This is a genomic window from Pseudomonas lini, assembly GCF_964063345.1.
GTDB classification, from domain to species: domain Bacteria; phylum Pseudomonadota; class Gammaproteobacteria; order Pseudomonadales; family Pseudomonadaceae; genus Aquipseudomonas; species Aquipseudomonas lini_B.
In genome coordinates, this window is sequence record NZ_OZ061318.1 from 450,691 (window position 1) to 472,009 (window position 21,319).

A 21,319-nucleotide genomic window follows, 5' to 3' on the forward strand; every position below is an offset into this window, starting at 1 on the left:
ACATGGAACTGGCCAGCCTGATCGGACGCCTCAACCCGGACAACCGCCGCGCCCTCGAACGGGCCGCGCAACGCTGCCTGCAACGGGGTCATCATTACGTCGAAATCGAACACCTGCTGCTTGAGCTGCTGGACATCGAAGGCGGTGACTTCGCCTACCTGCTGCCGCGCTTCGGCCTGGAGCGCGATGCCCTGACAGCGGAAATCAACAAGGCCCTGGAACTGTTCAAATCCGGCAGCACCCGCACCCCGGCGCTCTCGGCGCAAACCATCGGCCTGCTCGAAGACGCAGTGGTTCAGGCCAGCGTGCTCGGTCTCGACAGCATTCGCTCCGGCTTGCTGCTGCTGGCCTTGCTCGACCGCGATGAACGCCGCAGCCTGCTGCTCAATAGCGCTTCGTCGCTGTTGAAGATTCCGCGGGAAGCATTGCGCGGCAACCTGCTGGAGTGGACCGAAAACTCTCGCGAACACGTCGGCGGCACGCGGCCTGTCAATGCCGGCAAGCCGCAGCCGAAACAGGATTCGGTACTCGATCAGTTCACCCAGGACCTGACCGCCGACGCCCATGCTGGGCGCATTGACCCCATCGTCGGGCGTGATGGCGAGATTCGTCAGTGCATCGACATTCTGCTCAGGCGTCGACAGAACAACCCGATCCTGGTCGGCGCGCCGGGCGTGGGCAAGACGGCAGTGGTCGAAGGCCTGGCGCTGCGCATTGCCGCCGGCGATGTACCGCCGTCGCTGCAGGAAGTCAGCCTGCGAGTACTCGACCTCGGCCTGTTGCAGGCCGGCGCCGGGGTCAAAGGCGAGTTCGAACAGCGGCTCAAAGGCGTGATCGACGCGGTGCGCAGCGCCGACAAACCGATCATTCTGTTTATCGACGAAGCCCACACCCTGATTGGCGCTGGCGGCGCGGAAGGTGGCAGCGACGCGGCCAACCTGCTCAAACCGGCACTGGCCCGTGGCGAGTTGCGCACCCTCGCCGCCACGACCTGGCTTGAGTACAAAAAATACTTCGAGAAAGACCCGGCCCTGGCGAGGCGTTTTCAACTGGTGCAAGTCGAGGAGCCGGACGAAACCACCGCCGTGGAAATGCTCCGTGGCGTGGCCGCGAAACTGGAACAGCACCACGGCGTGCAAGTGCTCGACGCGGCGATCCACGAAGCGGTGAAACTGTCCCACCGCTACATCTCCGGGCGCCAGTTGCCGGACAAAGCCATCAGTGTGCTCGACACCGCTTGTGCCCGGGTCGCCCTCGGCCAGCACGACGTGCCGCCACCGCTGGAAAGCCTGCGCCATCGCCAGCAAAGCCTCAAAGACGAAGTCGAACGCCTGCGTCGTGAACAGGCCACAGGGCTCGATCACCGTGAACGCATCACCCTGCTGGAAACCGAATCCGTCGGTAATGTGCAAGCCATTCGCGACCTCGAAATCCGCTGGAACGAAGAGCGGATTGCCGTGCGCGAACTGCTGGAAACCCGCCGCGAGTTACTCACCTTGAGCGAGCGCGCCGACAACGACAAACCGGACGAAGCCACCGACAGCCGCATCGATCATCTGGCCGCTGAACTGGTACGACTCGAGGCCGGTCTGGACGCCATTCGCCAGGATGATCCGTTGGTGCCGGAACAGGTCGACGCAAAAACCGTGGCCGCCGTGATTGCCGGCTGGACCGGCATCCCCGTGGGCAAAATGCTCGCCGACGAAGCCCACGCCGTACGCACCCTCGGCCAACGCATGGGCCTGCGGGTCATGGGCCAAAGCACTGCGCTGAACACCATCGCCCAACGCCTGCAAGCCTACCGCGCCGGCCTCACCGACCCGCAAAAACCAGTCGGCGTATTCCTGCTGGTCGGCCCCACGGGCGTGGGCAAAACCGAAACCGCTTATGCGTTGGCCGACGCGCTCTACGGCGGCGAACGCAACCTGATCAGCATCAACCTCTCCGAATACCAGGAAGCCCACACCGTCAGCCAACTCAAAGGCGCCCCGCCCGGTTATGTCGGTTACGGCAGCGGCGGCGTGCTCACCGAAGCGGTGCGGCGAAAACCTTATTCGGTGGTGCTGCTCGACGAAATCGAAAAGGCTCACCCGGATGTGCTCGAAGCCTTTTACAACGTCTTCGACAAAGGCGTCATGGAGGATGGGACCGGGTTGGTGGTGGACTTCAAAAATACTGTGATGTTGGCCACCAGCAACGTCGGTGCTGAATTGCTGCTCGATACACCGACCGCGCAACTGGGCACCGATGCTTTCAACGAGGCGTTGCACAAAGTTCTGTTGAAAGCGTTTCGGCCAGCATTTCTGGCACGCATGACGGTGGTGGCGTATCGGCCGTTGGATGAGGTGACGCTGGAAGGAATTGTGTTGGCGAAACTGGAGAAATTGCGCGGGCGCTACAAGGCTGCGACCGGGAAGCAGTTTGAATTTGATGCCGGGATTGTGCAGGCGGTGTTGGCCAAGTGCAGTGCTGCCGGGGCACGGGATGTTGAGAATGTGTTGATGACGCAGGTGACGGGGAAGTTGGCGGAGTGGGTGTTGGAGTAACGTCAAAAAACCCTGTTCGAACACTGAATTTCGAGAGAGCAAACATGACAGTTCAAGTCGTGCTTCACACGTTAACGGCGATAAAAAAAACGCCACCCACCTGGAAACAGGACAAAACAACCTATGAAACAGGGAATAAAAGAAAGCCCTGTGAGCACGCTGAAATGCTGGCCTTCAATGCAAGAGGAGGTGCCAACATTATCTACCTGGCACAAAACGCATTTCCCTGTCAGACCTGTCACGACTTCCTGATCGCCAACAGTGCGACGTGCAAAGTCATTATCAATATTCAAGCCGACGAAGGTTCGTACAGCCTGGATCACAAGAAAAAACTGGGCGTAGCAACAGTGACGGTGCCCTACACCTTCTATTACCCAGGCACCACTGCCGGGACAGCGAAAATGGTCGCGGGCAACAATGTGGCAGACGCACCCTTGGGTTTCCCCGCACTTCCGGCCTTTACCGCCTATTGGTGAATACAAAAAAAGGACCACAGGGGACAGATTTGTTTTTACTCAAAAATTTGTCCCCTTTTCCGGAATAAATCGATCGTTTTACTCCTTTTTTGGAGAAAGCAAATGCCTATACACAGTGATTATTCGGATGAACAGTTTATAGCTCACGTTATCGATATAGCGGCACAACAACGAGCGGAAGACCCTTCTAAAGAGCAAACCAATGATAGAGGCAACGTCTGGGTCAGGGCCTATGCTGATTTGTGCATCGCTTACTCACGGGACTCTGGAGTCTATTACTTCGGCTACAACGGAGAAGCAGGAGGTATCACCCGGCTTGACAAGCAAAAAAAACAACATGAAACACTCGATACAGAAATGGCATATCGGCGTTTGCATCGATTGAGCGAATACATTTCCAGTCCAGCCGTCAGTAGCGGCGACAACCCATTGCGGAGGCCCTTGGCTAACTGCGCAGAAGCAAACGCTGTCTCTATCGCCTTGGCCTATGACGAACGCGTAGATCGGCTGTTCCTCATGGCTTTCTATCCAGACGACGGCCCGTACAAGAAGCACCATAATTATCTGCCTCATTTAAAGCCGCCCTGCTCAAACTGCCAAACCTGGATCGGAATGACTTACGGCTATTGGATAAACGGTATCCATCTCAACGACTAGCCCGATGAAGTACTGCTTTCAATGATAAAGGAACCAGGAACAGATCTTCTTGCTCGCCGAAATAGATCTTTTCCTGTCGCGACCTTATGAAGACCGGTTAATGAGCACGTTCGGCTGACCAACAGTTTTTTCAAAGACTGCATTTCAATAACCAGAAACCAAGGTTAAACAATGCCCCGCACGACCGACAGCAACACCACTCTCTCCCTCACCGCCGTTTCGCTGTCGGCGCTTTACCCTGAATCACTGTCCGGCGAAGAAACCCTCAATTCGCTGGGCACACAAACCCTCAACGGCCTCAACGACGGCACCTCCCTCACCCTGACCACCGCTGTCGCCACCCACGTCACCGCCACCCTGCAGAACGATGCCCAAGTTCGTCCACTTGACGCCCTGGTCGCCGAAATCCGCCAACTCCCCGCCGACGCCACCGCCGAGCGCTATCAGCTTGTACTGCGGCCATGGCTCTGGTGGCTAACCCTGGCCAGCAACAACCGCGTGTTCCAGAACCTCAGCACTTCGGACATTGTCACCACGATGTTCAAAGCTCATGGTTTTACCGATTTCCTGCTGAAGCTCAGCGGCAGTTACACGCCACGCGAATACTGCGTGCAGTACGGCGAAACCGATTTCGCCTTCGTTTCGCGGTTGCTGGAGGAAGAAGGGATTTTCTGGTTTTTCACCCACGAGGACGGCAAACACACGCTAGTGCTGGGTGACAGCAACGACGCGTTTGTGCCAATCCCCAATGGACCCAAGGTGAGCTACCTCGGCCAGCAGTTGGGCGAACGCGAGCTGCATGGCATCCGCTCCGGGCAGGTTTGCGTACAGGCGGTGGCCGGGGTGTATCAGGCGACGGATTACGAGTTCACCACCCCGACCACCTCGCTCTACAGCCAGGCCGAAGCAGTCGCCGGGCCGCGGTCGATGTACGAGCACCCGGGCAGCTACAACGCCAAAGCCCGGGGCGATGCGTTGACCAAGCAGCGTGTCGATGGATTGCGCAGTCAGGAGAAGCGTTTTGTCGGTGAAAGCGATTGCCGCTGGCTGGTGCCGGGGCACTGGTTCACCCTCGCAGGGCACGATGATTCGACGTTGAATATCGATTGGGTGGTGACGGCGGTGACTCACGAAGCCAGCCATGACAGTTATCGCAACCGCTTCGAAGCCATCCCCAAGGCCACACCTTTTCGCCCGGCGAGAACCACACCGAAGCCGCGAATGCACACCCAGACCGCCATCGTCGTCGGTAAGTCGGGTGAAGAAATCTGGACCGACGAATACGGCCGGATCAAGTTGCAGTTCCCGTGGGATCGCGATGGCAAGAACGACGAAGCCAGTTCCTGCTGGGTGCGGGTGGTATTGCCCTGGAGCGGTAAGGGTTTCGGCATGCAGTTCGTGCCGCGCATCGGCCAGGAAGTGATTGTGACGTTTATCGATGGCGACCCCGATCGGCCGCTGGTGACCGGTTGCGTCTACAACGGCGACAACGCCCTGCCCTATGCGTTGCCGGCCAATCAGACCCAGTCCGGGATCAAGACCCAATCGTCCAAGGGCGGTGGCGGTTTCAACGAGCTGCGATTCGAGGACAAGAAGGACGCCGAAGAGGTGTTTCTCCAGGCGCAGAAAGATCTGAAGATCAACGTGCTCAACGACACCACCGCCACTGTCGGCCACGACGAAACACTGACCGTACAGAACGCCCGCACGCGCACGGTGAAGGAAGGCGACGAGACCGTCACTCTGGAGAAAGGCAAACGTAGCGTGACCATCCAGACGGGGAGCGACAATCTCGATGTGAAGGACAGTCGCACGGTGACCGTGGGCGCGGACCAGACCCACAGCACCGGTGGCAACTACACGCACAAGGTGACCGGTGATTACAGCCTGACAGTGGACGGCAATCTGACCATCAAGGTGACCGGCACCCTGACCCTGCAAAGTGGCGGCAGTTTCACGATCAAGAGCGGCGCCGATCTGGCCGCCGAGGCCAGCACCTCGATCAGCCAAAAGGCCGGTACGTCCCTGAGTAATCAGGCTGGTACCTCGTTGGAGAACAAGGCCGGCACGACAATGACCAACGATGCCGGGATCAGCCTGACCAACAAGGCCGCCGCTTCGCAGACCGTGGATGGCGGTGGCATGCTGACCATCAAGGGTGGTCTGGTGCAGGTCAACTGACAAGGAGAACCCATGGCCATCACGCCGCTGGACTTGCAGCAGAACGATAAACACCTCAAAGGTCGCTTGCTCGATGGCCAGCTCGACGGTGCGTTGCACATCAAGGATGACGGGCGCGCGCAGGCTGATTTGCACTACAGTCAGGGCGAGCTACAAGGCACTACGCTGCTCTATCACCCTAACGGCAAGGTCTCGGCGCAGCTGCCATTTGTTCATGACAAGCTGCAAGGAGTCGCCAGTTTCTATGCGCCGCAAGGCTGGCTGCAGCGCAAGGCGACTTACCGCCGAGGGCTGCTGCATGGCGAGGCGTTCAATTACTTTCCCGACGGGCAACTGGCCGAGGCCGAGTTCTACCGCGATGGCGTGCGCGACGGGCGCTATCAGCGTTTTCACCCCAATGGTAAAGCTGCCGTCGAGGCCCGATATCTCAATGGTCAATTGCTGGAGCCGGAACAGGGCTTTGCCAGCGATGGGCGACCGCTGGATGCTGAAGGCAAGCCGATCTCGAGGGTGCGCTGGTGGTTCAGGCGCTGGAGTGATCCTGCGCAAGCCTGAAGCGCTGTATTGGTTGATACGTCCCCATCGCGGGCAAGCCCGCTCCCACAGGGATCACTGTTGTTCACAAATACTGCATTCACAGAAAATCCCCTGTGGGAGCAGTAGTACACCAATACTGTGTTCAACCGAAATCCCCTGTGGGAGCGGGCTTGCCCGCGATGAGGCCGGCACTTTCAACATTGATGGTGCCTGACACGCCGCCTTCGCGAGCAAGCCCGCTCCCACAGTTTGATCGTGTGAGTCAGGGAATCAGCATCTGCATTTGCCCTGGCATCACAATCTTGATAACCCCAGCCCAATTGCACATCAGGGTGCTGTTGGCATCGATGGCCGGCATGCCGCCAAGCAGCAGGGTCGGTGCGCCGCCGGGGATCCAGGGGGTGGCGGTGGCCGGGATGCAGGGCATCGGCGTCAGTACGCCAAGCGCGGCAGCGGTGGCGGCTGCGACCATTGGGTTGGCCATACTCATGCACGTGCCGAACGGCATGACGTTCACCAGCGGAATGTGGTCCATGATGTTCGCCGCCGGCATGCCCCCGGTCAGCGTGCGATTCACCGGCAGCACATTGAGTACCGCTGGTGCCGCACCGAAACTGCATTGCAGGGTCGCGGTGGCGCAGACTTGCGGACAGCCCATGTCGAATCTCCTTCCTGGAAGCGGCGCTCCCCTGAAACCATAGTCCGCCGAGCCTGTTCGTGCACATCAGGAACGCTGATTATCCGGCAACACGCTAACCTATAAGACCGTGCCGCGCTTGTGGCCGCCCCGGCGCACCATTAGATTAGCCAATGATGTCTGGCCTCCAAAATAAGCAGAAGGGATAAGCATGGCGCTTACTGACCAGTCCACCCGTATCCGCTCCGGCGAAGAACTCGATGCCAGCCTGATCGATCCGTACCTCAAGGCGCACATTCCGGGCCTGAGCGGCTTGCCGAAAATCAGCCAGTTTCCGGGCGGTGCGTCGAACCTGACTTACCTGCTGGAATACCCCGAACAGGAATTCGTCCTGCGTCGGCCACCGTTCGGCCACAAGGCCAAGTCCGCCCATGACATGGGCCGCGAATTCCGCATCCTCAATCAGCTGCGGGACGGTTTCCCCTATTGCCCCAAAGCCTATGTGCACTGCACCGACGAGTCAGTGATCGGCGCCGAATTCTATGTGATGGAACGGGTCAAGGGCATCATCCTGCGCTCCGAACTGCCGCCGGAACTGGGCCTTGATTCAGCGAAGACCGAAGCCCTGTGCAAAAGCTTCATCGACAAGTTCGTGGAACTGCACCAGGTCGACTACAAGGCCTTTGGCCTGGGCGACCTCGGCAAACCCGAAGGTTATGTAGCACGGCAAATCAAAGGCTGGAGCGAGCGCTACGAAAAAGCCCTGACCCCGGATGCGCCGAAGTGGGAAGCGGTCAAGGCCTGGCTCAACGACAAAATGCCGGCCGATCACCCGACGTCGAGCATCGTCCATAACGATTACCGCTTCGACAACGTGATCCTCGACCCCGAGAACCCGATGCAGATCATCGGCGTGCTGGACTGGGAGCTGACCACCCTCGGCGACCCGCTGATGGACCTGGGCAACACCCTCGCCTACTGGATCGAAGCCGACGACCCGGCGCCGGTGCAATTGATGCGCCGCCAGCCAAGCCACGCTCCCGGCATGCTGACCCGCCGTGAGTTCGTCGATTACTACGCCGAGCGCGCGGGCATTCAAATCGACAATTTCGACTTCTACTACACCTACGGCCTGTTCCGTCTGGCCGGCATCGTGCAGCAGATCTACTACCGCTTCTTCCATGGTCAGACCCAGGACAAACGCTTCGCGCAGTTCATTCACATGAACAAACTGCTGGAGCAGATGAGCCTGCAAGTCATCTCGAAATCCAGCCTCTGATCACGGCCGCTGATCGGGCCCAAAAACAAGGAAAAATCATGTCCAAGACTCAGTTGTTCGACCTCGACGGCAAGATCGCTTTCGTCTCCGGCGCCAGCCGTGGCATCGGTGAAGCCATCGCCAAACTGCTGGCGCAACAAGGCGCTCACGTCATCGTTTCGAGCCGCAAACTCGATGGCTGCCAGCACGTCGCCGACGCAATCATCGCCGCCGGCGGCAAGGCTACCGCCATCGCCTGCCACATCGGCGAAATGGAGCAGATCACCCAAGTCTTCGCCGGCATCCGCGAACAGTTCGGGCGCCTGGACATTCTGGTCAACAACGCGGCGACCAACCCGCAGTTCTGCAACGTACTGGACACCGACCTCAGCGCCTTCCAGAAAACCGTCGACGTGAACATTCGCGGCTACTTCTTCATGTCGGTGGAAGCCGGCAAGCTAATGCGCGAACACGGTGGTGGCAGCATCATCAACGTCGCCTCGATCAATGGCATCTCGCCGGGGATCTTCCAGGGCATCTACTCGGTGACCAAGGCAGCGGTGATCAACATGACCAAAGTCTTCGCCAAGGAATGCGCGCAATTCGGCATCCGTTGCAACGCCCTGCTGCCGGGTCTGACCGACACCAAGTTTGCTTCGGCATTGGTGAAGAACGACGCCATCCTGAAAACCGCGCTGCAGCAGATTCCGCTCAAGCGTGTGGCGGACCCGAGTGAAATGGCCGGTGCGGTGTTGTATCTGGCGAGTGATGCGTCGAGCTACACGACTGGGGTTTCGTTGAATGTGGATGGTGGTTTTCTGTCCTGATCCGACTCGCTAGATACACAAAAGGCAGCCTCAGGGCTGCCTTTTTAGTTTTCAGTACTCACCACTGATCGTTCCCACGCGGAGTGTGGGAACGATCAGATCGCAGCCGTATCGGACCCAGCATAAGAATATTTATTCCACCATTTGCATGTTGGGAATATTTATTCCATAAATAGCCCTCCTGAAAATAAAAACCCAAAGGACCCGGCTATGCGCGAACTCGGTATCGGACTCATCGGCACAGGTTTCATGGGCCGTGCCCACGCCTTGGCCTTTCGCAATGTCAGCGCCGTTTTTGAATTACCGCTGAAGCTCAAACTCGCCGCCCTCGCCGACGCCGATCCGCAACGCGGTCGACATTGCGCCGACGCCTGGGGCTTCGATGCGGCTCACAGCGACTGGCAACAGCTGATCAATGACCCCAAGGTCAACCTGATCGCCATCACTACCCCTAATCATCTGCACTACCCAATGGCCATGGCCGCCCTCGCCGCCGGCAAACCGGTGTACTGCGAAAAACCGCTGGCGGTGAACCTCGAACAGGCCAGTGCCATGCGCCTGGCTGCAAAAGCTGCGGGCGTGGTAACGCGGGTCGGTTACAACTATCAACACAACCCGATCATCGGCCTGGCTCGCGATCTGATTCAAAGCGGCGCGCTGGGGCAGATCATCAGTTTCCAGGGCGAATTCAGCGAAGACTTCATGGCCGACCCCGTTTCACCCTGGTCCTGGCGCTGCGACGCAGATTACGCTGGTGGTGCCTTGGCGGACCTGGGCAGTCATTTGCTGGCCATGGCTCGCCATCTGCTGGGCGACATCGAGGCGGTGTGCGCGGACACCCAGACCGTACATGCGCAACGCCCCGTAACGTTAGGTAGTCAGGAACGGCGCGAGGTCGCGGTCGACGATCAGGTCCACGCGTTGCTGCGGTTCGCCAACGGCGCGCGCGGGACGTTCAGCAGTAGCTGGCTCAAACACGGTTACAAGAATCACCTGAGTTTTGAAATCAGCGGCACCCTCGGCACCTTGGCGTTCGATCAGGAACGCTTGAATGAACTGCGGATGTATCGCGCTGGGCAAGGTGGTTTCCAACGGCTTCTGGCAGGGCCGGATTTACCAGGTTATGCCGCTTTCAGCCCGGCACCGGGGCATCAGTTGGGTTACAACGAACTCAAGACCCTTGAAGTGCACGAGTTGGTGATGGCGCTGGCCGGCCTCGGTCAGGACGGGACAGATTTCGAGCAGGCATGGGAAGTCGAACGCCTGGCGACGGCAATTCGTTTAGCGGCACAAGAGTCGCGGTGGGTCAGGGTCGAGGAAGTCTGACCCGCTACTCAGGCCACACCCGCCAGTCGCGCAGAAGGCAACTGGCGGTACACACCATTGCTTACTGAGTGACGCAACGGGTCAAGGTGGTGGTCCGGGTCACCTGCCCTTCAACCCTCATATCACCCTGCACATCGGTGTTTTCGGAAGTCTGACAGGTACGAACCGGTGGCGGTGGCGGCGCAGCGGGTGGTGGAGGCGGCGGACTGGCGCAACCACCCAGAATCGCCACGCAGAGTGCGAGCGACAGTGGCGAAAAAATACGTATTCCAAAACTGTTCATAGGCTGACCCGCGGTAAGTAATCGACATTTTCCGCGACACAAAAACCACACCGCACACCCGCGGCCCCGTCACAGAAAAAGAATACCCTCGCATTCCTTATAGCCCAGCCACCCGCCATTGCCAGAAAAACACCGGATAGACTGGGGTTGGCTTTGGCTTTGGCTTTGGCTTTTGATCTTGATCTTGATCCACCCGCCCCTTCGGGAGGCTGAGTGGAGGTGTTCATCTGGGGATTGGCGCGCAGCGCCGTTCGACGCAGTCGAACCCATCGCATGTAGGTCGTAGCGAAGCAGACCGTAGGGCGATGCCCCCAGATGGATACCGGAGCGAAGGAACGCCGAGCATTAGCGAGGGGCCGGACGCTTGGGGCGAGCGTTTTTTGCTTCCTTTTTTAGGCGCTTGTAAAAAAGGGAGTCGCCGTAAGGGCGAAACCATAAGCCGCCGTTACCGCAGAAATGGATATGTCCACCACCGAAAATCCCGGTTGCCTGACCAATAGCTATCGCGAGCAGGCTCGCTCCCACAGTTTGAACGGCGTACATCAACGAGAAATTTATAGACTATAAGGTCGTCTTCGCGAGCAAGCCCGCTCCCACAGTGGATCGGCGTACATCTGCGAGAGACAAGCCAGCGCCTACCAAGCACTGGACCGATGCAGACCAATGCTCTCAAGCTCATACCGCAACTCTTCAATCAACGCCGCCACCGCCTCTGGTGTCCTGAGTTTCACCACGTTCAACCCACTGACCACCAGATCCACCTGCCCCGTCGCCGGGTGATAAAGCTTCACCGTCAACGAATTATCCCCCGTGAGCGCACATTCACAGGCCAACGGCGAAAAATTTCGCTCCAGTTGCATACGCAATTGCACCAGATGAATCATCCCGATTCACCTTGGCGACGATTAAAAATCGACCCCACGCTTGATCTGTTCGCATTCATGTGGCTGTTCCTTTAGCTGCATCGTAGAGGACGCGATACCGACCTGAAGCCACGTATCGCACCCTTACAGCCTAGAAAAACCAGCCTCTGCGCAGAACATCAAATTGCACCATCCCAACTAGTGCATTTGCATCTTAACGTTGCCCCTTGGGCCGCCTCTCACTGGAGAACAGACCCCGTTCGCGAGCCCAGACAATCGCCTCACTGCGGCTGTGCACGTCGAGTTTGGAATACACCGTCGAAACATGATTGCGCACCGTATTGGGGGCCAGTTTCAGCCGCGCGGCGATTTCCTTGTCAGCCAGGCCTTCACAAATCAGGCCGAGCACATCGCGCTCCCTGGCAGTCAGTTCGGTAAACGAAGCACTGGGCAATTGCGGCGAGTTGAAGCTTTTCACATCGGCGAGTTTTTCGATCAGCGTGCGGCTGAACCAGGAGGCATCTTTCATCACCTCTTCAATTGCCGACACCAACTCCAGCTCGGTGCGTTTGCGCTCCGTGATGTCCATCAACACCAGCAGATAGCAAGTACCGTCCTGAATGTTCACAGTGTCCGCCGAGACGGCGCAATCGATCACCTCGGCATCCTGCCCGCGCACCCTGACATCGACGCGATCCACGCGCCCGGTTTTCTCCAGGGCCGCAAACAGTCGCGTGCGAGTGCCCGCATCGTCGATGAACCCGAGTTGAGCCACGGTCTTGCCGAGCACCTCTTCACTGGGGCACGCGAGGGTCTCGAGAAAGGCTTCGTTAACGTCCATCACCACCTGATCGTCGGCGCTGCACACCAGGATCGGCACCGGGGTGAGGCGAAAGGCTTTGGCGAACCGTTCCTCGCTCTGGCGCAGGGCAATTTCGGCCTTGTGTCGCAGCTCCATGTCGACGAAGGAAAACAGCATGCAAGCTTCGTCGTTGAGCTCCAGCGGTTGCCCGGCAACGATCACTTGCTTGCTGCCACCGTCGGGCAATTGCAGTTCGGCCTGCATCTGCGGAATGGTTGCCCCGTCACGTAAACGCTGCTTGGCCAGGTCCTTGTTTTCAGCGCGCTCCAGCACATCCAGCTCATAGGTCGAAGCGCCGATCACCTGATCACGGGTATAGCCGGTCATTTCCAGGAAGCCTTGGTTGACTTTGATGAAGCGCAAATCACTGAGGCGACAGATCACCGCCGGGGCCGGGTTGGCATTGAAGGTCTTTTCGAAACGCTGCTCGGCGCTGGCCCATTCGGTGAAGTCGTTCATGATCAGCACCAACGACTCCGGCTCGCCGGCGTGGTCGGCCAGCACCATGCTGCGCACGCTGTGAACCCAGGTGCGTTCGTCGTTTTCGACCGGCGTCAATTCGACCAGCACATCACTGAACATCTCACCGCGGGCAACGCGGCTGATTGGATAATTCTCCGTCGCTACCGGGTGATTGTTGCGATAGCGCAAGGCAAACCGCTTCGCGTACTCCCTGGCATTGGCCCCAAGATCACCGATCCGACTGACACCGTGCATGGTCAGCGCTGCGTCATTGGCCCAGAGGATCGTCTGGTCGAGTTCCAGCAGAATCACCCCGTCGGCCAGGCCGGCGATGATCTGCTGCAACTGGCGGCGATTGGTTTCGGTGGTCAGGACGTCCTGGCTCATTGGATCTCCACAATTGCGGCGGCGCCGTTACGCGCGGCCCTGTGAAGATTACGACCGCGAGCGTTTGCGATAGTGCAGATAGCCTGCCACCTCCTCCAATTGCCAACACAACCTTTGTGGCGAGGGAGCTTGCTCCCGCTGGAGCGCGAAACGGTCCCAAATCCTGTCACCGCAATGAATCTAGAGGCCTGACGTTTGCCATGAGAGACTTGGCCAGGCTTACCAGAACAGCCTTTCGATGGAAGGGTTAGACCTCTGGGGGCACACAGCGCTCTCAGCCTTAGGGGCAGGTAGCCAGAGGCCAACCGATGCGCGCTGCACGCAGGAGGCTGGCCTTAACAACCAAGCGGTGAAATGGGGCAATAACGAAGATGTAGGCCCGGCCTAGACGGTTGTGGCACTGGACCACGGTTGAAAAAACGAGTTGGCGACTGCCTTCTGGCTCTGCCTCTCCAGAACATAGGATCGATATCCGGAAGTCGAGGTGCTTGTCGTCCTCTCCCAACACGATTTCAGTCTGGTTCGTGCTGTAGACCTTGAAGATTCCAACCCGATTAGCAAGTGATGCCAAATGTTTGGCTGTCTTGAGACCAAAACAGGCAACGATAGTGTCTCGGACTTTCATGAGCCATCCGATCCAGGATGGCTGGTGGGAAAGGATGAATCGAGCTAGCAAATCTGGATTGCCAGATGTGCCCGCAGGGAGCCGAATCGCAAAAGCGTCCGCCAGGTTCATCGACTTGTAAAGGTGGGTGATGCCGGACCTCGAGGGGACTGGCACGGACATAATGAGCTCAAATTCTCGGGGCATCGGGGATCTCTCCTGAGTTCTAACTACTAATTAGACGACATGCATGTCGCGTTTCTTGTTGCGATGGTTTGTCGTATAACGCTCCTTGTCGCCCTGTAAGTGCTTGTCTGGCTTAGAAGTGACGGTTACCGACTTTCAAGCCGGACAGGGACAACCGCGCTCACTGCTCATTCCCAAGCACACGAGGTATCTGCATAGTGGAGGAATCTCGCTGTACAAGCGGCTCTTTTTCCATATTGCGGCGTGCCTGCTTGGGCTATCAGGTACGTATCAAGTGTGGGGTTCACGGCAACTTCAGGTTCCAGGCGCAGTAGCGCACCAGGAGCGGAGCTCGCATGGGTCGTGGCGATGCCATCCGGATAACCAATGTCCACGCCTTGATGAGGTCCAGAGCCTCGCTGAGCGAGCATGGATTAACTGGAGGTTGTTGAGGCGCCAACTTCTCCTTGTCGGATACTGAGCCCGATCAAGGCATCATAGAGCTCTTGCTGCCCAGCTGGCAGAACAGGGAGCAATGTCGCACGGCGCTTGTCGACATCGAACCAGGATTCAACCAACCATCCCACCAGATAGAGCGCCGAAAGGCATCCGCCAGCGGTTGCAACGTTCCCCTGGCATACAAGAGGCTGGTCCACGGGCTCAAGTCCCAGAGCTTGCAAGCTCGATCGTGCATCCGGGTGTGTAGTTGCTTGGCCGCTGAGCAGCCCAAGTCGTTCGAGAATGAAAGCTCCGGCGCATATGGAGCCGATTCGCTGGCGTCTGGAGTCAAGTTCAAACGATGGCAGGAAATCTGGGGCGGCAAGTGCAGCGGGTATCCCTTCCTTGCCGCTGAGGAACAATACCGCGTCGGCACTATTGGCCTCGGAAAGTGGACCGTGCACCGAAACAGGCAGGCCGTGCGCCGATCGCACGATAGAGCTAGAACCCAATATTCGAACGTGCCAGTCCTCAGTGTTGCGGCCTAGAATGTCCCACATCAGGAATAGGTCGATATCAGTGAATTGGTCGAAAGCAACCAGAACGATTTTCTTCAAGGCGAGCTCCATGAAAAGTGCTGGCGTGCAAAACGCAACGGCCATCTTTGCTGGTGTTCGCAGCGTATCAATCGGTTGCGCACCATACACAGTCTGTATGGCGCTAAATATGGAGCGAAATAACGGGTGAGAAAACTAACTCGTAACCATTGGATCGCGGCTGGTTTTGAGGCCCTCGACCAAATAGGGCATATTGGCGTTTCGGCCGAGAGTCTATCGCGCCGATTGAATGTGACCCGCGGATCGTTCTATCACCATTTCCGCAATCGCGAAGACTTTGTCCGCACCTTGCTGGCCGCTTGGGAAGAAGACTACACGGAGCGCATGCTCGCTTATGCGGCGCAGGGTCGTAGCGCGGGCGAAACCTTGAAACGCTACTTGAGTATTGCCGCTGAGAAACAACCTGGGCGGGAAGTTTCCATCCGAGCCTGGTCGCTGCACGATCCGTTGGTAGGCGAGTTTCAGCAGCGTGTTGACACAAGACGGCTGGACTTCGCGATCCGGACGTGCCGCCGCTTGGTCCCTATGCCAGGCGAAGCAGAAGTGATTGGTCAGGTGGCCCATCTGTGCCTGATTGGTGGTCAACAGGCAGGGCTGCGGCGCGATGCCGCTCGCTTCAACAGTTTCCTGCATCGAGCCTTTTCACTTTTCGAAGGGGCTCTTCCACCGTGGCGGGCCTAAGTCATGAGCTAAATTGGGTAACTGAATAAATAGAGTTCGCGTGCCACTGCAAATGTGTTTGGGGTAGGGATGTCGCTACCAATCTGCAACGCTTCCCCTTCAAGGCAAGCCGCCCAGCTAACGCGATCTACCAATCTCCAGCTCTAGTGCACGCCATTGCTCTCCTGGGGCTAACGTCCATGCCACTGGCCTAACTTGAGTACGGCCTTCACCACACGCATACCCTGCACAAGGCGTATTCCCCGTACGCTTACGTCACCGCGTTGTTTCAGGTACTGCGCGTTAGTGGGTTTACGATTCGGTTTTGTGACGCGGGGCAATTTTTTAATACGTAAATAGCAAAAGATCGCAGCCTTCGGCAGCTCCTGCAGGGGTTGCGTACATCCATGGGTGTATACGCTCAATGTAGGAGCTGGCGAAGCCTGCGATCTTTTGATCTTCAGGCCGCAAGTTCTCCGCTGGCAATCGCATCCGAAGCCGCCAGCATCGCCCGCAACAACACCGCACACCCTGCGGCCAAGTCATCGGGCGCGGCGTTTTCGATTTCGTTGTGGCTGATGCCGCCTTCGCAGGGCACGAAAATCATCCCGGCCGGGCCGAGTTCGGCGAGGAAGATCGCGTCATGCCCCGCCCCGCTGACGATGTCCATGTGCGACAAACCCAACCCTTGAGCGGCGCCGCGTACTGCTTCGACGCAACCCTTGTCGAAGTACAGCGGCGGGAAGTCGGCGGTGGGGGTCAGTTCGAAGGTCAGGCCGTGTTCCTCGCAGGTGGTTTCGATGACTTCGCGAACTTCGGCGATCATTGAATCGAGTCGCGCCGGTTCCAGATGACGGAAGTCCAGGGTCATGCGCACTTCGCCGGGAATCACGTTGCGCGAGCCAGGGTAGGCTTGCAGGCAGCCGACGGTGCCGCAGGCGTGGGGTTGATGGCCGAGGGCAGCACGATTGACCGCGCCGACGATCACTGAGGCGCCGACCAGTGCATCCTTGCGCAGGTGCATCGGTGTCGGGCCGGCGTGGGCTTCGACGCCGCGCAGTTTCAGGTCGAACCATTTCTGCCCGAGGGCGCCCATTACCACGCCGATGGTTTTGTGTTCGTCCTCAAGAATCGGGCCTTGTTCGATGTGGGCTTCAAAATAGGCGCCCACGGCGTGGCCGCTGACCGTGCGCGGCCCGGCATAGCCAATGGCGTTCAGGGCTTCGCCGACGGTCACGCCTTCGGCATCGACCTTGGCCAGGGTTTCTTCGAGGGTGAATTTTTCCGCGAACACGCCAGAGCCCATCATGCACGGGGCGAAGCGCGAGCCTTCTTCGTTGGTCCAGACCACCACTTCCAGCGGCGCTTCGGTTTCCACGCCCAGGTCATTGAGGGTGCGCAGCACTTCGACGCCCGCCAGCACGCCGAAGCAGCCGTCGAACTTGCCGCCGGTGGGTTGAGTGTCGATGTGGCTGCCGGTCATCACCGGCGGCAGGTTCGGATTGCGCCCCGGACGGCGAGCGAAAATGTTGCCGACAGCGTCGATGCTGACGGTGCAGCCGGCCTCCTCGCACCAGTTCACGAAGATGTCCCGGGCCTGGCGGTCGAGGTCGGTCAGGGCCAGCCTGCAGACGCCCCCCTTGACCGTCGCGCCGAGTTTGGCCAGGTCCATGAGCGACTGCCACAGACGGTCGCGATTGATGTGCTGATGGGTGGACTGCAGAACGTCTATGGCAGCGTTCATGGTGATCTCCTCAGGCAGTTGTTATAGGTTTCTTCATGAAAATTTGTGGTGACTGTGAGGCCGTCATCGCGGGCAAGCCCGCTCCCACAGGGATTTTCAGTGTTTACAAAATCCATGTGGGAGCGGGCTTGCCCGCGATGAGGCCATCCCTCACACCGCAGTTTTTACGGCAGTAGGACTAGGCCGCATCACGCTCAACCCGTAATAAATCAGCCCACCAAGGACTGAGCCGGTGAACCAGCCGTAACTGTAGAACCAGCTGAACGCATCGCTGCCCAGCGACAGCAGTGTCAACGCCACCGGCACGCCGAACGCGATAAAACCGAACCAGTTCCACGCCGGGTAAACGTCGTCGCGGTAGAGACCGGCCAGGTCCAGTTGCTGTTTCTTGATCAGGAAATAGTCCACCACCATGATCCCGGCGATCGGGCCCAGCAGACTGGAATAGCCCAGCAACCAGTTGGAATACACCGTCTCCAGGCTTAAATCCGAGACGATCAGCCCGAGCTTTTTCAGCAGTTCATGGGCCATCAGCGCCAAGCCGACCAGCCCCGTGAGGATCACCGCTTTGGTGCGGTTAATGATCTTGGGCGCAACATTCTGGAAGTCGTTGGTCGGTGAAACAATGTTGGCCGCAGTGTTGGTGGACAACGTGGCGATGATGATCAGCGCCATGGCCAGGGCGACCCAGACCGGGCTCTGGATATGGCCGATCAATGTGACCGGATCAGAGACAGTGACGCCCACCAGTTTTACCGAAGCGGCCGTCATCACCACGCCGAGGGAGGCGAACAGGAACATGGTCAGGGGCAAGCCGATAATCTGCCCGACGATCTGATCCTTCTGGCTTTTCGCGTAGCGGCTGAAGTCCGGAATATTCAGCGACAGGGTGGCCCAGAATCCGACCATCGCAGTCAGCCCGGCGGCAAAGTAACTGACCACGCTGGCCCCTTCCGGACGCTTGGCCGGGATCGCCATCAATTCAGTCATCGATACGTTCGGCATCGCCCACACCAGCAGCCCCACGCCCACCAGCACCAACAACGGTGCCGAGAGGGTTTCCAGCCATTTGATCGAGTCCGCGCCGCGAATCACCACCCACAGGTTCAAGGCCCAGAACAGCATGAAGCCGATCACTTCACCGGTGCCGCCGAGGGCTTTCCAGTCATCGAACACCGAACCGAGAAACAGGTGAATCGCCAGCCCGCCGAACAGGGTCTGGATGCCGAACCAGCCGCACGCCACCAGGGCACGGATCAGGCACGGAATGTTGGAACCGAGGATGCCGAAGGATGAGCGCAGCAACACCGGAAATGGAATGCCGTACTTGGTACCGGGGAAGGCGTTCAGGGTCAGCGGAATCAGCACGATGATGTTGGCGAACAGAATCGCCAGCAGCGCTTCGCCTACGCTCAGGCCGAAATAAGCGGTGAGCACGCCGCCGAGGGTGTAAGTCGGCACGCAGATCGCCATGCCGACCCATAAGGCGGTGATGTGCCATTTATTCCAGGTTCGTTCGTGCACCTTGGTTGGTGCCATGTCGTGGTTGTAACGGGGACTGTCGAGGACATCGCTGCCGGCTTCGAGCTCAAACAAGCCGTCGCGCTCGGTCACTTGCGATCTAATCTGTTGCATGGCCGCTCCACTGTTTTTTTAATTATTTTTGCTCATCAGCGGCTGGCGCAACGCGCGCGAGCCGGACGATGGCCGGAGAAACTGACAACTTTTACGGACCGGCCAAGGTGTCAGCGGCGGCATCAATAAACGTGCCGGGTGCCCCGCTTACACATCGGGCAGTGCCATAAAACTTCGCTAACCAACTGATGTTAATCAGCTTTATTTATCCAACTATTGAATCCGCGGTGAGTTGCCATGCCACTCAGGCCGAATGTCAGGCAAGTTGTCCGAACAGTCAGGACTCAATCTGGTGCGTCGATCTTTTTTTGAAAGACCGCGCATCAACCATAGACCATCCTCAAGCGGCTGATTTCTCATAGAAAATCTCGTCTATTTTTGGAACCTGTCAAGTGCGTCAAAATGGTGAGAGGTCTCACCATTTTGGTGATTTGCAGTTTTTATCGTTATTTATCAATCAGTTAAAACAGTCATAAGCTTATAAAAAATATTCTTGCTCAATCGACAAACTGCAGCTAGCGTCTATTCTTGACAGCGCTGACAGGAATACACCGATTGGCGTCTGCTTCATATAAAAACATCTAGAACCGGCATCAGTCGGTCATGCCTGCGAGGAACTCGGAATGTCTCTGTTGATCCGTGGCGCCACCGTTATTACCCATGATGAAAGTTATCGCGCCGACGTCTATTGCGCCGAGGGCGTGATCAAAGCCATCGGTGAAAACCTCGATGTTCCCGCCGACGCCGAAGTGCTCGATGGCAGCGGCCAATACCTGATGCCCGGCGGCATCGACCCGCACACTCATATGCAGCTGCCCTTCATGGGCACAGTGGCCAGCGAAGACTTTTTCAGCGGCACCGCGGCAGGGCTTGCCGGCGGCACCACCTCGATCATCGACTTCGTGATTCCCAACCCGCAGCAATCGTTGATGGAGGCGTTTCATCAATGGCGCGGCTGGGCCGAGAAGTCGGCGTCGGACTACGGTTTCCACGTCGCCATTACCTGGTGGAGCGAGCAGGTCCGCGAAGAAATGGCTGAGTTGGTCAGCCACCACGGGGTCAACAGCTTCAAGCATTTCATGGCCTACAAGAACGCGATCATGGCCGCCGACGATACGCTGGTGGCGAGTTTCGAGCGTTGCCTGGAATTGGGCGCGGTACCGACCGTGCATGCGGAAAACGGCGAGCTGGTCTATCACCTGCAACGCAAGTTGATGGCCCAGGGCATGACCGGGCCGGAAGCGCACCCACTGTCACGGCCTTCGCAGGTGGAAGGTGAAGCGGCGAGCCGGGCGATCCGCATTGCCGAAACCCTAGGCACGCCGCTGTACCTGGTCCACGTCTCGACCAAGGAAGCCCTCGACGAAATCACCTACGCCCGCAGCAAGGGCCAACAGGTCTACGGCGAAGTGCTGGCCGGGCATCTGCTGCTGGACGACAGCGTTTACCAACACCCGGACTGGCAGACCGCCGCCGGTTACGTGATGAGCCCGCCCTTCCGTCCTCGCGGCCATCAGGAAGCCCTTTGGCATGGCCTGCAAGCGGGCAACCTGCACACCACCGCCACCGACCATTGTTGCTTCTGCGCCGAGCAAAAAGCCGCCGGCCGTGACGACTTCAGCAAGATCCCCAACGGCACCGCCGGTATCGAAGACCGCATGGCGGTGCTTTGGGATGAAGGGGTGAACACCGGTCGCTTGTCGATGCAGCACTTCGTTGCGCTCACCTCCACCAACACCGCGAAGATCTTCAACCTCTATCCACGCAAGGGTGCGATCCGCGTTGGCGCCGATGCCGATCTGGTGCTGTGGGACCCGGAAGGCACTCGGACGATTTCAGCCAAGACCCATCACCAGCAAGTCGACTTCAACATCTTTGAAGGCAAGACCGTGCGCGGCGTGCCGAGCCACACCGTCAGCCAGGGCCGAGTGGTGTGGGCCGATGGAGATTTGCGGGCCGAGCGTGGTGCCGGTCGGTATGTCGAACGGCCGGCGTATCCGGCGGTGTTTGATTTGCTGAGCAAGCGGGCTGAGCTGCATAGGCCGGTTGCTGTGAAACGCTGAAAGCGGCCTTCGGCCTATCGCGGGCAAGCCCGGCTCCCACAGGGATCTTCAGTGTTCATAAAACCCTGTG

At 58.5% G+C, this 21,319-nt stretch carries 17 protein-coding genes and 1 pseudogene; 10 read left to right on the forward strand and 8 right to left on the reverse strand.

Going from position 1 to position 21,319, the window contains the following annotated elements; genetic code table 11:
* Positions 1 to 2 precede the first annotated feature (2 nt).
* From tssH to AB3226_RS02015, 5 genes are all read left to right on the forward strand, one after another.
* Positions 3 to 2,546: a type VI secretion system ATPase TssH gene (gene tssH, locus AB3226_RS01995; protein ID WP_367371795.1), complete on the forward strand. Its 2,544-nt coding sequence runs from the start codon at positions 3 to 5 to the stop codon at positions 2,544 to 2,546.
* A gap of 44 nt (positions 2,547 to 2,590) precedes the next feature.
* Positions 2,591 to 3,022, forward strand: coding sequence for a hypothetical protein (locus AB3226_RS02000; protein ID WP_367371796.1), 432 nt, complete (start codon positions 2,591 to 2,593; stop codon positions 3,020 to 3,022).
* Between the two features lie 102 nt (positions 3,023 to 3,124).
* Positions 3,125 to 3,679 (forward strand): hypothetical protein, encoded by a 555-nt coding sequence (locus tag AB3226_RS02005; RefSeq protein WP_367371797.1) that lies wholly within the window; start codon positions 3,125 to 3,127, stop codon positions 3,677 to 3,679.
* A gap of 171 nt (positions 3,680 to 3,850) precedes the next feature.
* Positions 3,851 to 5,860, forward strand: a complete 2,010-nt coding sequence (gene tssI, locus AB3226_RS02010) for a type VI secretion system tip protein TssI/VgrG (protein WP_367371798.1) — start codon at positions 3,851 to 3,853, stop codon at positions 5,858 to 5,860.
* A 12-nt stretch (positions 5,861 to 5,872) separates the two neighbouring features.
* A complete protein-coding gene (locus tag AB3226_RS02015; protein ID WP_367371799.1) occupies positions 5,873 to 6,415 on the forward strand; it encodes a toxin-antitoxin system YwqK family antitoxin in 543 nt (180 codons plus the stop codon).
* 244 nt (positions 6,416 to 6,659) lie between these two features.
* Here the strand turns inward: AB3226_RS02015 and AB3226_RS02020 are convergent, their stop codons facing one another.
* Positions 6,660 to 7,055, reverse strand: a complete 396-nt coding sequence (locus tag AB3226_RS02020; protein ID WP_007899527.1) for a DUF4280 domain-containing protein — start codon at positions 7,053 to 7,055, stop codon at positions 6,660 to 6,662.
* A 190-nt stretch (positions 7,056 to 7,245) separates the two neighbouring features.
* On the opposite strand from AB3226_RS02020, the gene AB3226_RS02025 reads away from it, so the two are divergent.
* The 3 genes from AB3226_RS02025 (at position 7,246) to AB3226_RS02035 (ending at position 10,445) form a co-directional block, all read left to right on the forward strand.
* Entirely contained in the window at positions 7,246 to 8,313 is a 1,068-nt protein-coding gene (locus AB3226_RS02025) for a phosphotransferase family protein (RefSeq protein ID WP_367371800.1), read from the forward strand.
* 38 nt (positions 8,314 to 8,351) lie between these two features.
* On the forward strand, positions 8,352 to 9,119 hold the full coding sequence (locus AB3226_RS02030) for an SDR family oxidoreductase (protein WP_030130434.1): 768 nt from the start codon (positions 8,352 to 8,354) through the stop codon (positions 9,117 to 9,119).
* 210 nt (positions 9,120 to 9,329) lie between these two features.
* Positions 9,330 to 10,445 carry a Gfo/Idh/MocA family protein gene (locus AB3226_RS02035; RefSeq protein WP_367371801.1) on the forward strand — a complete coding sequence of 372 codons (1,116 nt, stop codon included), beginning with the start codon at positions 9,330 to 9,332 and terminating at the stop codon, positions 10,443 to 10,445.
* Positions 10,446 to 11,363: 918 nt separating this feature from the next.
* On the opposite strand, the gene AB3226_RS02040 is transcribed toward AB3226_RS02035, so the two are convergent.
* The 5 genes and pseudogenes from AB3226_RS02040 to AB3226_RS02060 all read right to left on the reverse strand — a co-directional run bounded on the left by AB3226_RS02040 (position 11,364) and on the right by AB3226_RS02060 (position 15,147).
* Positions 11,364 to 11,612 (reverse strand): DUF1652 domain-containing protein, encoded by a 249-nt coding sequence (locus AB3226_RS02040; RefSeq protein ID WP_367371802.1) that lies wholly within the window; start codon positions 11,610 to 11,612, stop codon positions 11,364 to 11,366.
* Positions 11,613 to 11,805: 193 nt separating this feature from the next.
* Entirely contained in the window at positions 11,806 to 13,302 is a 1,497-nt protein-coding gene (locus tag AB3226_RS02045) for a PAS domain S-box protein (RefSeq protein ID WP_367371803.1), read from the reverse strand.
* Positions 13,303 to 13,582: 280 nt separating this feature from the next.
* Entirely contained in the window at positions 13,583 to 14,113 is a 531-nt protein-coding gene (locus tag AB3226_RS02050; protein ID WP_367371804.1) for a DUF2867 domain-containing protein, read from the reverse strand.
* Between the two features lie 248 nt (positions 14,114 to 14,361).
* A pseudogene (locus tag AB3226_RS02055) lies at positions 14,362 to 14,510 on the reverse strand (P-type conjugative transfer ATPase TrbB); the annotation flags it as partial.
* A 16-nt stretch (positions 14,511 to 14,526) separates the two neighbouring features.
* A complete protein-coding gene (locus tag AB3226_RS02060) occupies positions 14,527 to 15,147 on the reverse strand; it encodes a DJ-1/PfpI family protein (protein WP_367371805.1) in 621 nt (206 codons plus the stop codon).
* A 126-nt stretch (positions 15,148 to 15,273) separates the two neighbouring features.
* On the opposite strand from AB3226_RS02060, the gene AB3226_RS02065 reads away from it, so the two are divergent.
* A complete protein-coding gene (locus AB3226_RS02065; protein ID WP_367371806.1) occupies positions 15,274 to 15,828 on the forward strand; it encodes a TetR/AcrR family transcriptional regulator in 555 nt (184 codons plus the stop codon).
* A gap of 439 nt (positions 15,829 to 16,267) precedes the next feature.
* On the opposite strand, the gene AB3226_RS02070 is transcribed toward AB3226_RS02065, so the two are convergent.
* Positions 16,268 to 17,551 (reverse strand): Zn-dependent hydrolase, encoded by a 1,284-nt coding sequence (locus AB3226_RS02070; RefSeq protein ID WP_367371807.1) that lies wholly within the window; start codon positions 17,549 to 17,551, stop codon positions 16,268 to 16,270.
* A 150-nt stretch (positions 17,552 to 17,701) separates the two neighbouring features.
* Positions 17,702 to 19,186, reverse strand: coding sequence for an NCS1 family nucleobase:cation symporter-1 (locus AB3226_RS02075; protein WP_367371808.1), 1,485 nt, complete (start codon positions 19,184 to 19,186; stop codon positions 17,702 to 17,704).
* Positions 19,187 to 19,809: 623 nt separating this feature from the next.
* On the opposite strand from AB3226_RS02075, the gene hydA reads away from it, so the two are divergent.
* The gene (hydA, locus tag AB3226_RS02080; protein ID WP_367371809.1) at positions 19,810 to 21,249 is read left to right on the forward strand and encodes a dihydropyrimidinase; all 1,440 of its coding nucleotides are present in this window, start codon (positions 19,810 to 19,812) and stop codon (positions 21,247 to 21,249) included.
* The last annotated feature ends 70 nt before the right edge of the window (positions 21,250 to 21,319 follow it).

What these genes read in the sequence shown, in the direction of transcription:
- tssH (WP_367371795.1), top strand. Translation starts at nt 3, where the DNA reads ATGGAACTGGCCAGCCTGATCGGACGCCTCAACCCGGACAACCGCCGC.
- AB3226_RS02000 (WP_367371796.1), top strand. Translation starts at nt 2,591, where the DNA reads ATGACAGTTCAAGTCGTGCTTCACACGTTAACGGCGATAAAAAAAACG.
- AB3226_RS02005 (WP_367371797.1), top strand. Translation starts at nt 3,125, where the DNA reads ATGCCTATACACAGTGATTATTCGGATGAACAGTTTATAGCTCACGTT.
- tssI (WP_367371798.1), top strand. Translation starts at nt 3,851, where the DNA reads ATGCCCCGCACGACCGACAGCAACACCACTCTCTCCCTCACCGCCGTT.
- AB3226_RS02015 (WP_367371799.1), top strand. Translation starts at nt 5,873, where the DNA reads ATGGCCATCACGCCGCTGGACTTGCAGCAGAACGATAAACACCTCAAA.
- AB3226_RS02020 (WP_007899527.1), bottom strand. Translation starts at nt 7,055, where the DNA reads ATGGGCTGTCCGCAAGTCTGCGCCACCGCGACCCTGCAATGCAGTTTC.
- AB3226_RS02025 (WP_367371800.1), top strand. Translation starts at nt 7,246, where the DNA reads ATGGCGCTTACTGACCAGTCCACCCGTATCCGCTCCGGCGAAGAACTC.
- AB3226_RS02030 (WP_030130434.1), top strand. Translation starts at nt 8,352, where the DNA reads ATGTCCAAGACTCAGTTGTTCGACCTCGACGGCAAGATCGCTTTCGTC.
- AB3226_RS02035 (WP_367371801.1), top strand. Translation starts at nt 9,330, where the DNA reads ATGCGCGAACTCGGTATCGGACTCATCGGCACAGGTTTCATGGGCCGT.
- AB3226_RS02040 (WP_367371802.1), bottom strand. Translation starts at nt 11,612, where the DNA reads ATGATTCATCTGGTGCAATTGCGTATGCAACTGGAGCGAAATTTTTCG.
- AB3226_RS02045 (WP_367371803.1), bottom strand. Translation starts at nt 13,302, where the DNA reads ATGAGCCAGGACGTCCTGACCACCGAAACCAATCGCCGCCAGTTGCAG.
- AB3226_RS02050 (WP_367371804.1), bottom strand. Translation starts at nt 14,113, where the DNA reads ATGCCCCGAGAATTTGAGCTCATTATGTCCGTGCCAGTCCCCTCGAGG.
- AB3226_RS02070 (WP_367371807.1), bottom strand. Translation starts at nt 17,551, where the DNA reads ATGAACGCTGCCATAGACGTTCTGCAGTCCACCCATCAGCACATCAAT.
- AB3226_RS02075 (WP_367371808.1), bottom strand. Translation starts at nt 19,186, where the DNA reads ATGCAACAGATTAGATCGCAAGTGACCGAGCGCGACGGCTTGTTTGAG.
- hydA (WP_367371809.1), top strand. Translation starts at nt 19,810, where the DNA reads ATGTCTCTGTTGATCCGTGGCGCCACCGTTATTACCCATGATGAAAGT.